Here is a 12,028-nt window from a genome sequence, read left to right as displayed (position 1 = left end):
CACTGTTAAAACCGTGTCACTGTTAAAACCGTGTCACTGTTAAAACCGCGTCACTGCTAAAACCGCGTCACCGTTAAAACCGCGTCACTGTTAAAACCGCGTCACTGTTAAAACCGACGTCACTGTTAAAACCGCGTCACTGTTAAAACCGTGTCACCGATCAGAATCGCCCGGCTTGCGGCGCTGCACGAGCGACGGACACACGCGATGCTCTCGGCCTCGTTTTCAGGGCGCTCGTCGACTAATCCCAGCTCAACACCACCTTGCCGGACTGCCCGGAACGCATGACGTCAAACCCCTGTTGAAAATCGTCGATGGCAAAACGATGGGTAATCATCGGCGACAAATCCAGCCCGGACTGAATCAGCGCTACCATCTTGTACCAGGTTTCGAACATTTCACGGCCGTAGATCCCCTTGATCACCAGCCCTTTAAAGATGATTTCACTCCAGTCCACCGCCATGGCCTCCGAGGGAATGCCTAACATGGCGACGCGCCCACCGTGGTTCATGACCGACAGTAGTGTGCGAAACGCCGACGGCGCGCCGGACATTTCCAGACCTACGTCAAAACCTTCCGTCATCCCCAGTTCGCGCATGACTTCCGCCAGCGACTCCCGCGCCACGTTCACCGCCCGGGTGACGCCCATCCGGCGCGCCAGCGCCAAACGGTAATCATTGATATCGGTAATCACGACATGACGCGCACCGACATGTCGGCAAATCGCCGCCGCCATCACGCCGATGGGCCCGGCGCCGCTGACCAGCACATCCTCCCCGACCAGGTCGAAGGAGAGCGCCGTATGCACCGCATTGCCGAACGGATCGAAAATGGCGGCGATATCATCAGGGATCGCATCGGGAATACGAAACGCATTGTAGGCCGGGATCACCAGATACTCGGCGAACGCGCCGGGGCGGCTCACCCCGACGCCCACGGTATTGCGGCATAAATGGCGGCGCCCGGCCCGGCAGTTGCGGCAATAGCCACAGGTGATGTGCCCTTCGCCGGACACCCGGTCGCCGATATGAAATCCCTCCACCTCTTGGCCGATCGCGACGATTTCCCCGACGTACTCATGCCCAACGGCCATTGGCACCGGAATGGTCTTCTGCGACCAGGCATCCCAGTTATAGATATGCACATCCGTACCGCAAATCGCCGTCTTGCGGATTTTAATCATGACATCGTTATGGCCGGGTTCCGGCTGAGGCACATCCGTCAGCCAGATGCCGGGTTCCGGTCGCAATTTCGCCAGCGCTTTCATACGCTTTCTCCCTACCCGATGACGCCGAGCCGTTGCCCGACACGAATAAAGGCCGCCACCGCCTGCGCTATCTGTTCGGGCGTGTGCGCTGCCGACATTTGAGTGCGAATCCGCGCCTGTCCGTGCGGCACCACCGGGTAGAAAAAGCCGGTGACGTAAATGCCCTCCTGCTGCAACGCGGCGGCAAACGCCTGCGCCAGGCGAGCGTCGCCCAGCATGACCGGGATGATGGCGTGATCCGCGCCCGCCAGTTGGAACCCCGCCGCCGTCATCCGTTCGCGAAACAACGCGGCGTTGCGCCACAACCGCTGGCGCAGTTCATTTCCGTCCTCCAGCAGATCCAGCACCCGCAGCGATGCCGATACGATCGACGGCGCCAGCGAGTTGGAAAACAGATAAGGCCGCGAGCGCTGACGCAACCACTCCACCAAATCACGCCGGCCGGCGGTATAGCCGCCGGATGCGCCGCCCAGCGCCTTACCCAGCGTACCGGTGATAATGTCCACCCGCCCCATGACCTGACAGTATTCGTGCGTACCGCGACCGTTTTCCCCCACAACGCCCACCGCATGGGAATCGTCCACCATCACCAACGCATCGTAACGCTCGGCCAGATCGCAAATCCCGTGCAAATTGGCGATAACGCCATCCATGGAGAAAACGCCGTCGGTGGCGATCAGAATGTATCGACAGCCGTCGGCGCGAGCCTGCTTCAGGCGCGCCTCCAACTGCTGCATGTCATTGTTGGCATAGCGATAGCGTCGGGCTTTCGACAACCGAATGCCGTCGATTATCGACGCATGATTCAGGGCGTCGGAAACGATGGCGTCGTCCGGCCCCATCAGGGTTTCGAACAATCCTCCGTTGGCGTCGAAGCAGGAAGAATAAAGAATGCTGTCTTCCATGCCGAGGAAGGCCGCCAGCCGATGCTCCAGCACTTTATGGTTGTCCTGCGTGCCGCAGATAAAACGCACGGACGCCATGCCGAAGCCATGGCTGTCCAATCCCGCCTTGGCGGCATCAATAAGCGCCGGGTGATTGGCCAAGCCGAGATAGTTGTTGGCGCAAAAATTGAGCAACTCGTCCCCCTGTGATAGGGAGATCTGCGCCTGCTGGGCGGACGTCATGATACGTTCGTCCTTGAAGAGTCCGTCGGCACGCACGGACGCCAGTTGAGAATTCAGCTGTTGATAAAAAGACGAAGGCATATCGCTTGCTCCTTAAACCAGAACCGGAAACCACTCTACGATAGAACACCGGCGTTTCGCTGCTGGATACGCCCAAAATAGTGAAGAACTGCGAATCCGGCTGATGAAGAATGTGCAAAGTGTCATCTCACGCACAGGGTTAATGCGAACCTTTTCGCAGGAAAACGCTGGAGAAATGGCCGCAGGCTGTCTGCAGGGAAATGAAATGCTATTATAGCGGTCAACCAGTGTGGAGCACGGTGCTCCATCAGCAAACTGAAAACAAGGTAACTCCCATGATTATCGTGACTGGCGGCGCCGGTTTCATCGGCAGCAACATCGTGAAGGCGCTGAATGACGCCGGACACCGGGATATTCTGGTGGTTGATAACCTCAAGGACGGCACTAAATTCGTCAATCTGGTCGATCTGGATATCGCCGACTACATGGACAAAGAAGATTTCATCGCCGGTATTATGGCCGGCGATGATTTTGGCGATATCGATGCCGTTTTCCACGAGGGCGCCTGCTCTTCCACCACCGAGTGGGATGGCAAGTATATGATGGAAAACAACTACCAATACTCAAAGGAGCTGCTGCACTACTGTCTGGAACGCAGCATTCCCTTCCTTTATGCGTCCTCCGCCGCCACCTATGGCGGCCGGGTCGACAACTTCGTGGAAAATCGCCAGTACGAACAACCGCTGAACGTCTACGGCTATTCCAAATTCCTGTTCGATCAGTACGTGCGCGACATTCTGCCGGATGCGGATTCTCAGGTATGTGGCTTCCGTTATTTCAATGTCTACGGCCCGCGCGAAGGCCATAAAGGCAGCATGGCCAGCGTGGCGTTCCATCTGAACAACCAGATCAATCAGGGTGAAAACCCGAAACTGTTCTCCGGCAGCGAGAACTTTAAACGTGATTTCATCTACGTCGGCGATGTCGCCGCCGTCAACCTGTGGTTCTGGCAACACGGCGTTTCCGGCATTTTCAACTGTGGTACTGGCCGCGCCGAGTCCTTCCAGGCGGTGGCCGATGCGGTACTGGCGTACCATCAGCAAGGCAGCCTGGAGTACATTCCTTTCCCGGAAAAACTGAAAGGCCGCTATCAGGCATACACCCAGGCCGATCTGACCAACCTGCGCGGCGCCGGCTATGACAAACCGTTCAAAACGGTGGCGGAAGGCGTGGCCGATTATATGGCCTGGCTGAATCGCAGCGTCTGATTTCGCTCTAGCGCAAGGAACCTCTAACGGTTATGAAAATTCTGGTTATCGGCCCGTCTTGGGTGGGCGATATGATGATGTCCCACAGTCTGTATCGCACCCTTAAGGCCGAGCATCCGGATGCCATCATTGACGTGATGGCTCCCGCCTGGTGTCGCCCATTGCTGGCCAGGATGCCCGAAGTCAACCAGGCGCTGGCGATGCCGTTGGGCCATGGCGCACTGGCGTTGAGAGAGCGCCGCCAGTTGGGGCGCGGCCTGCGGGAGCAGGATTACGATCGCGCCATTGTGCTGCCCAATTCCTTCAAGTCCGCGCTGGTGCCGTTTTTTGCCGCCATCCCTCGTCGCACCGGCTGGCGCGGCGAAATGCGTTATGGTCTGCTCAACGACATCCGGCCCCTCGACAAAACGGCCTTTCCCCTGATGGTGCAGCGTTACGTGGCGCTGGCCTATGCGCGGGAGAGCATCCGCCGGGCTGATGACCTTCCGCAACCGCTGTTGTGGCCGCAGTTGCAGGTCAGTGAAACGGAGATCGCCGATGTTACGTCCGCGTTCAATCTGATGGATGCGCGACCATCGATCGGTTTTTGTCCCGGCGCGGAGTTTGGCCCCGCCAAACGCTGGCCGCATTACCATTACGGCGCGCTGGCGCAGAGGCTGATTGAACAGGGTTATCAGGTCATCCTGTTCGGCTCCGCCAATGATCGTCAGGCCGGAGAAGATATCCGCCAGACGCTCGACGAGAGTACCCGTGAATACTGTATTAATCTGTCCGGGCAGACCTCGCTCGATCAGGCGGTGGTGTTGCTTGCCGCTTGTCAGGCCGTCGTCAGTAACGATTCCGGCCTGATGCACGTCGCCGCCGCGCTCGGCCGGCCGCTGGTCGCACTGTATGGCCCCAGCAGCCCGGATTTCACGCCGCCGCTGTCCCATCAGGCTCGGGTTATCCGGCTGATTACCGGCTACCACCGGGTGCGCAAGGGCGATGCCGAACAGGGATACCACCAAAGTCTGATCGACATACAGCCCTCGCAAGTGCTGGCTGCACTGGCCGATTATTTGCCCGGACAGGGAGAACCCGCATGAGGGTGCTGATCGTCAAAACCTCGTCCATGGGCGATGTCCTGCACACGTTGCCGGCGTTGACCGACGCGATGAATATCATCCCCGGCCTCCAGTTCGATTGGGTGGTGGAAGAAGGGTTTGCCCAGATCCCCGGCTGGCATCCCGCTGTCGATCGCGTCATTCCCGTCGCCATCCGGCGTTGGCGCAAACACTGGTTCAGCGGCCCGGTACGCCGGGAGAGAGCCCGCTTCAAAACGCAACTGCGGGAAAAGCGCTACGACGCGGTCATCGACGCTCAGGGGCTGCTCAAAAGCACGCTGCTGGTCACTCGTCTGGCTCGCGGCCCACGGCACGGCCTTGACTGGAAAAGTGTGCGCGAACCGCTGGCGAGCTGGTTTTATCAGTATCGCCACCCGGTCGCTCGTCAGTTGCACGCGGTAGAGCGTATCCGTGAACTGTTCGCCGTCAGCCTCAATTACCGCAAACCCGCAGAGCAGGGCGACTACGCGATTGCCGCGCGCTTCCTGACCACGCCGCCCGCCGATGCCGGGCGCTATCTGGTTTTTCTGCACGCCACCACGCGGGATGAAAAACATTGGCCCGAAGCGCACTGGCGCAAATTGATCGCACTGGCCGCCCCCAGTGGATTACGCATCAAACTGCCCTGGGGCGCAGAGCACGAGCACCAACGCGCGCTGCGGCTGGCCGCGGGTTTTCCCCACGTCGACGTCCTGCCGAAACTGACGCTGGAACAGGTGGCGACCGTACTGGCCGGGGCGCGCGCGGTGGTGTCGGTAGATACCGGCCTCAGCCATCTGAGCGCGGCGCTCGATCGCCCCAACATCACGCTCTATGGCCCGACCGATCCGGGGTTGATCGGCGGTTATGGCAAACATCAGCTCGTCTGCCGACCGGCGAATAGCCGCAACCTGGCGGATCTCGACGCCGCAAACGTCTGGCAGCTCTGTATTCCTCTGATTGAATAAGGCGGTTCTATTGTGACCTCACCGCGCAACGTTGAATTCAGGCGCATCCTGATTACCAAATTCCGTCACCACGGCGATGTGCTGTTGACCTCTCCGTTGTTTTCCATTCTGCGTCAACGCTATCCGGAGGCCCGTATCGACGCGCTGGTGTTTGCGGAAACCGCAGAAATGCTGTCGTTGCACCCGGCGATCGACCAGCTCTATACCGTAGACAAGAAATGGAAAAAACTCGGGCCCTTCCGGCATATAGCCAAAGAGTGGGAACTGCTGAAAACGCTACGCCAGCAGCGTTACGACCTCATCATTCACCTGACTGAAAGCATGCGCGGCTTCTGGATAGCCCGGCTGGCCAGGATCCCGGCTGGCGTGACGTTCCGCAACGCCGGGCGCGATAAGCTCTCGTTCTGGCGCAATACCTTCCAGTTTCGCGTCCCGCGCATTTCACGCCGCCATACCGTGGAATCCCATCTGGATACCCTGCGGGTATTGGGGATCCAACCGGAGATGGACGAACGTCGTTTGCGGCTGGTGAGCGGCGAGACGGCCGACCGTTCGGTGGAACGGAAACTGCGCGATCAGCACTGGCAGGGGCAGCCGTTCATCGTCGTGCACCCGACGTCACGCTGGCTATTCAAGTGCTGGAAAAGCAGCGCCATGGCGGAAACCATCAACCATCTCTGCAGGCAGGGGCACACCATTGTGCTTAGCGCTTCGCCTGCCGACAGCGAGATGGCGATGATCGCCGAAATTAAATCGAGATTGGAATACCCGGTGCTGGATCTGGCGGGTCAGCTATCGCTCAAAGAGCTGGCCGGCCTTATCGGCAAGGCCCAGTTGCTGCTGGGAGTTGACTCGGTGCCGATGCATATCGCCTCGGCGATGCAAACACCGGTGGTTGCGTTGTTCGGCCCCAGCGGCGAAACCGAATGGTCGCCCTGGATGACCGTCAACCGGGTGATTGTTTCCGAACGCCATCACTGCCGCCCTTGCGGCAAGGACGGCTGCGGCGGCAGCAAGGTTAGTGACTGTCTGCAACAGATCAGCGTGCAGCAAGTGCTGCTGGCTATCGACTCCGCATTGTTGGAGGCACAGGCATGAAACTGGCGATCGTCAGGCAGAAATATCGCCCCGACGGCGGTGCCGAGCGTTTCGTTTCCCGGGCGCTGGATGCGCTCGGTCAGCATCGCTCGTTGGATATCAGCATTATTACCCGCAGTTGGGAAGGCAGCACGCAGTCGGATCGCCAGGTTATCATCTGCGATCCGCGTATTACCGGGCGTATTCAGCGGGAAAGCGCTTTTGCCGTTGAAGCGGCCCGGCATTTTGCCGACTTTGACCTGGTGCAGAGCCACGAACGCATTCCGGGTTGCCACATTTACCGTGCCGGCGACGGCGTACATCAGGAGTGGCTGACGCAGCGCTCGCGCATCCTCAACCCGCTGCAACGCAAACTGCTGTGGTGGTCCGGTTTCCACCGCTATGTTATGGCGCAGGAACAGGCGATGTACCAGCATCCGGCGCTGAAAGCGGTGATCTGCAATTCCCGAATGGTCGCCGACGAGATTCGACGTTATTTCGGCGTACCGGAAGAAAAAATTCATTTGATTTACAACGGCGTCAACACCGATAGCTTCACCCCGTCGCTGCGACAAACCCATCGTCGCGCCGTGCGTCAGCAGCTCGGTATCGCCGATGATACGCCGCTGATGCTGTTTGTCGGTTCCGGCTTCGAGCGCAAAGGGCTGGCAGGAGCGATCCATGCCATCGCCGGCGCCCGTCATCAGCCGCATTTACTGGTGGTCGGAAAAGATAAGCATGTGCGCCGCTATCAACGGTTGGCGCAACGGTTGCGTGTTGCGGATCGCGTGCACATTGCCGGTATGCAATCCGACACCCGCCCCTACTATGGCGCAGCGGATATGCTACTGCTGCCGACGCTCTACGATCCCTTTCCGAATGTGGTGCTGGAGGCCATGGCGAGCGGTTTGGGGGTGATCACTTCCTCACAGTGCGGCGGCAAGGAATTCATTCAGGCTGGAGTGAACGGTTTTGTATGTGATTCGCTGGATTATGACGGGCTGGCACAAGCGGTAACGGCAGCCTGCGACGCAGGGTTCGACGCATTGGGTACGCAGGCCCGCGCCAAGGTGGAAACCTACAACCTCGCCTTTCTGAGCGACAACATGCTCAAGCTTTACGAGCGGCTTATCTAGGGCTGCCTCGCACCGACGTCATCGCCAAAACCGCCGTTATGCATGATTACGGAGTCCGGCCCAACACCGGGTTCCGCTCAGGAACCCGGCTTCGCCCTTACAGCATTACGGTAGAAGGCGATGGCGAGCGCCTTAGCCCCATCAGATAAACCGCTGGCGATCATAACGGTACTGACTGATCCACAACGCAAAACACAGCATGGCCAAATTGGCATGCTCATGATGAAACGTCGTATTCACCAGACCGACAATCACGGTGATCCCGAACGCGGAGCAGGCCATCCCCCAGGATAGCCAGGAAACCGGCATCGCGTTACGCTTCGGCAAACAGCGCAACAACGAAAGACCAATGGCGCCCAACAGCCCCAGGAGCCAGAGTTCGCCCCAGATGCCATTCTCCGCCAGCACGTTCATGAAAATGTTATGTGCATGAGAAACATGAGGAAACATCACTTCCCCTTGCCATTTGATGCCGACTTCGATGAAGTTTTCCTTACCTACGCCGAACAACGGATGCTCCCTGAAGGTATCAAAAGCAGAGCGCCAGATCGTATCCCGATAGCTCAACATATTGTTTTCTAGATCATTTTGTTCCTGCTTGACCACCACGCGCGCATTGCTCAGGATCGCCACGCCGATCATCCCCACGATAAACAGCGTAGGCACCCACAGGAATTTTTTGCTTTTTCTGGCGAAACCAAGCCCCAAAAACAACACGACAGCCAGGATTGCGCCGAACGTCGCCCGACTTTCGCCAAACGCTACATACACCAGGCATAGCGCTAACATGGCAAGCCATAACAAGCGGCGGCCGGCGGAAAATGACGTCCAGTGACTGAACAGCGTCGTCAACGCCATACCACAGATGATGGCGTTATAAATCGCGGCGTGGTTGACGTGGCCAACCGAATTCAACGTCCAGAATTGCCCATGATCGAGGTAATAATGATCCCACGCGCCGTAGATCAGACCGACGACCGTCCCCATCACCGCCCAGAATACCAGCCCCAATTTCTGCTGGGCGCTGAAGTTGGCCCGATAGATGAGCCAGCCGAACAAAATGTAACGCGCCACGTCCGTCAACGAACGAATATCGGTGTGGTAATAGGAAAACGGCAGCGCCACGACATACGACAAAACATAAAGGATAAAAAAAGTATCCCAGCCGGACCAATGACGAGATCGTCTGTCCGTGCCTATTTTGTAGAAAAACCACAGCAGCATCGAGGCCATAACAATATTTTTAGGGGCTTCGAACAGCGGATTGACAAAAATAGCCAGCGCACTCAGAAAATACATCACGCGGTTATCAGGACGTCGTGGGGAAAACGAGAGCTGTGTCATCGGGTGTTTCTCAATAAATGGATAAACGCGGTCTGAACTTCCGCCAGCACGATGCCCTTCATGCAAGCGGAATGGCCGTCGCAAAATTGTAGACAACTTTTTTCATTGCGATTGCACCGCTCCAGCCAGGGTAGTTGCCGGCTGAACAGTGTTTTTTGGTCGCGACAGGCAATAGGGATAAACCCTACATTGATAATGGGGTTGGCCTGCCAGAATTGCCCCGGCCCGAAGGCCGTTGGATTCCCTGGGCCATACAACGTCATGGTAGGTGTGTCGACCCACTTTGCCAGATGCGCCACGCCGGTATCTGCGCAAATCAGCACACGCGCATGTGCCAGCAGGGTCAACAACTGAGACAGCGACAGTTCTCCGGCAAAACTGCGATAGCGGCGTGTCGGATCGATGGCGTCAACAATATGACGTTCGTTCCCCCCACCGCTCCACACCGGTGTAAACCCTTCGCCTGCCAGCCAATCCGCCAGCGCCAGCCAGCGTTCGGAAGGCCAAAACCTCACGGAGTTGCTGGCGCCAACGTGCAAGACCACATAAGGCGAGTCCGGCAGGCCGAGATCCACATCCGGCAACGCCCACGCCAACGGTACGGGCGTGTCGCCATGCGTCATGTCCGCCACCGCGTCGCTCCACGCCGTCGGCATCTGCGGATAAGCGACAAATTCGTCAACCGGCCAGGATTTGACGTCCGGCTTTGCCGGCGTATGCGCCACGATCCAACGGCTACCCGCCGCCAGCGCCAGCCAGCTATAGCGGTTATCCCCCGGCACGAAAGCCAGGTCGTAAGGCCCGCTGCGAACAATCGCCTTCACCGATGCCGCCGACGCAGGGTGATACGGCATCAGCGATACGCCATAAGGATTCAGCCGGTAAACCTCCGCAAACGGCGGTTTGCACAACAGTACGATGTCCGCATCAGGATAATTGCGCCGCAGCTTTGCCAGCAGCGGCGTCAGCATCACCGTGTCGCCCAGCAACAGATTATGGGCGACCAGAATCCGCGACACCCGCTGCGGCCGACGCCGCCGGAACTTCATCAGTAACCGCAACGCTGCTCGCGGGAATATCTGCAACCGGGCGGCAAACTTACTCATTTACTGGTTACGTGTCCGCAAGCTGTTCTGGAAAATGGTCGTCATTCTGTCGAGCATGATGTCAGCCCCGAAACATGTGGCCGCGCGTTGTAACGCCGCCTGACCAAACCGGACGCGCAGGGCATCGTCACCCATCAGTTGACGCAGTGTTGACGCCAGTTGAACGGCATCCTTCGGGGCGATCAGATAACCGGTTTCGCCGCTGACCACCGCTTCATCAATCGCGCCTACTGTCGTCGAGACCACCGGCAGGCCGCAGGCCATTGCCTGCATGATGCTCTGCGGCACCCCTTCGTTGCCGTAGGAGGGAAGGACAAACACATCCATACTATTGAGACAGTCCGGCACATCGTCGCGATTGCCAAGGAACAGGACATTGTCGGACAACCCCATCGAGGCCACCTGCTGTTCCAGCGCCGAGCGCTGCGGCCCATCGCCCACCATCAGCAATTGCCAGTCGGGAAAATCCTTCGACAACGTCTGCCAGGCGTCCAGCAGATAGGCGTGGCCTTTCCAGGAACGCATCGTCGCCAGGATCCCCAGCGTTGGGCGCTCCGGTATGCCGATGGTCTGACGCGCGTTCTGCCGGGAGTGCTGCCGGTAAAAATCCAAATCAATACCGGTAGGCACCGATGTCATGTGCGTCAGAGGATAACGGTTATCGCGATGCAACTGTTGGCGCAGGCGCTCACCCGTGGTGGCAATGTGGCGAGTCGCCTTTAAATAAAGCCAGCGGGTGGTGAAGGACTGGTTGATGTCGGTGGATACATGGCGCGTTCTCACCATCGGCGGCAGACGTTTGCCCAAAATCAGCCCCGCGACACCGACCAGCCACGCATCGGTCGAACTGTGCGTATTAATTACGTCGAACGCGCAACCGTACTGTTTCAGCCAGCCGGTCAATGCTGTCAGGGCGGAAAAACGCTTTTTCTCGATCGGCAATCCTACGACGGCAATACCGCGCGCCTGGGCTTCACGATAGATATTGGAATGTGGGCAGCACAGGATTGTCACTTTGTGGCCGCGTTTCATCATACCCTGAGATTCCGTCAGGATACGGATTTCCTGCCCGCCCCACCCGCAGGAGGACTCGGTATGTAATATATTTAAAGATGTGTCTAACATCTTTTTATACCTTAATCATATAAACCTTAAATCATGAGGCGCACATAATACATGAATGGCCCGCAATAATCCTGTACAAAATACTTTCGCCGCGCTCCAGCGGCCGGGTTTCTGCGGGAAATGAGATAATATCCCAATAATCAAGCATGTCAGTTCAATGGTATCCGACTATCCCGTTCACTGTTTAAATCGCAGTTAAATAACAATGTATTTCCTCTGAATTCCCCCTACCCCGTCATCATTAAAAAAATAACCATCCATCAACCCCATAATCATATTTTCCATTGCTTTCAATTTTATAAAAACATTATTTCTATTTGCAGAATAAAATAATAAATTCGATTTTTTGTTTCAAAATACATCTGCAATATATTCAAATTAATTAACATTCCACATCGGTACTATCTACGTATCGCGAACAACCATTTCTGTCTGAGGTAAATACCATAAAGATAATTATCTGTTTTCACATAAGAAATCACACCAAATTTGCCCTCCGGCTAAAAG

10 protein-coding genes are annotated in these 12,028 nt (G+C 57.3%); 5 read left to right on the top strand and 5 right to left on the bottom strand.

The features are described 5' to 3' along the window. Positions 1-241 precede the first annotated feature (241 nt). Positions 242-1,267, bottom strand: a complete 1,026-nt coding sequence (gene tdh, locus DPA2511_RS00905) for an L-threonine 3-dehydrogenase (RefSeq protein WP_012763816.1) — start codon at positions 1,265-1,267, stop codon at positions 242-244. Positions 1,268-1,278: 11 nt separating this feature from the next. Then, positions 1,279-2,475, bottom strand: a complete 1,197-nt coding sequence (kbl, locus tag DPA2511_RS00900; RefSeq protein ID WP_012763815.1) for a glycine C-acetyltransferase — start codon at positions 2,473-2,475, stop codon at positions 1,279-1,281. A 275-nt stretch (positions 2,476-2,750) separates the two neighbouring features. Here kbl and rfaD point away from each other — a divergent pair, with 275 nt between their 5' ends. From rfaD to DPA2511_RS00875, 5 genes are read left to right on the top strand one after another with little or no spacing between them, the layout of a single operon-like run. Beyond that, positions 2,751-3,683, top strand: a complete 933-nt coding sequence (rfaD, locus tag DPA2511_RS00895; protein ID WP_012763814.1) for an ADP-glyceromanno-heptose 6-epimerase — start codon at positions 2,751-2,753, stop codon at positions 3,681-3,683. Between the two features lie 32 nt (positions 3,684-3,715). Then, positions 3,716-4,768: an ADP-heptose--LPS heptosyltransferase RfaF gene (gene rfaF / locus DPA2511_RS00890; protein WP_012763813.1), complete on the top strand. Its 1,053-nt coding sequence runs from the start codon at positions 3,716-3,718 to the stop codon at positions 4,766-4,768. Continuing rightward, positions 4,765-5,733 carry a lipopolysaccharide heptosyltransferase RfaC gene (gene rfaC, locus DPA2511_RS00885; protein WP_012763812.1) on the top strand — a complete coding sequence of 323 codons (969 nt, stop codon included), beginning with the start codon at positions 4,765-4,767 and terminating at the stop codon, positions 5,731-5,733. Before rfaF ends, rfaC begins: the two co-directional genes overlap by 4 nt. A gap of 12 nt (positions 5,734-5,745) precedes the next feature. Further along, positions 5,746-6,831: a putative lipopolysaccharide heptosyltransferase III gene (rfaQ, locus tag DPA2511_RS00880; RefSeq protein ID WP_012763811.1), complete on the top strand. Its 1,086-nt coding sequence runs from the start codon at positions 5,746-5,748 to the stop codon at positions 6,829-6,831. Next, positions 6,828-7,946 (top strand): glycosyltransferase family 4 protein, encoded by a 1,119-nt coding sequence (locus DPA2511_RS00875; protein ID WP_012763810.1) that lies wholly within the window; start codon positions 6,828-6,830, stop codon positions 7,944-7,946. The genes rfaQ and DPA2511_RS00875 overlap by 4 nt, the downstream gene beginning before the upstream one ends. A 141-nt stretch (positions 7,947-8,087) precedes the next feature. On the opposite strand, the gene DPA2511_RS00870 is transcribed toward DPA2511_RS00875, so the two are convergent. Genes DPA2511_RS00870 through DPA2511_RS00860 form a run of 3 tightly spaced genes read right to left on the bottom strand, consistent with a single transcriptional unit; the run spans position 8,088 to position 11,521 of the window. Then, a complete protein-coding gene (locus DPA2511_RS00870; RefSeq protein WP_012763809.1) occupies positions 8,088-9,290 on the bottom strand; it encodes an O-antigen ligase family protein in 1,203 nt (400 codons plus the stop codon). Next, positions 9,287-10,396, bottom strand: coding sequence for a glycosyltransferase family 9 protein (locus DPA2511_RS00865; RefSeq protein WP_012763808.1), 1,110 nt, complete (start codon positions 10,394-10,396; stop codon positions 9,287-9,289). The genes DPA2511_RS00870 and DPA2511_RS00865 overlap by 4 nt, the downstream gene beginning before the upstream one ends. Then, positions 10,397-11,521 (bottom strand): glycosyltransferase family 4 protein, encoded by a 1,125-nt coding sequence (locus DPA2511_RS00860; protein WP_012763807.1) that lies wholly within the window; start codon positions 11,519-11,521, stop codon positions 10,397-10,399. Positions 11,522-12,028 lie beyond the last annotated feature (507 nt).

This window comes from Musicola paradisiaca NCPPB 2511 (assembly GCF_000400505.1).
Classification (GTDB): Bacteria; Pseudomonadota; Gammaproteobacteria; order Enterobacterales; family Enterobacteriaceae; genus Musicola; species Musicola paradisiaca.
Note: the sequence above shows the minus strand (reverse complement) of the source record. Positions and strands in the feature narration are given on the sequence as shown.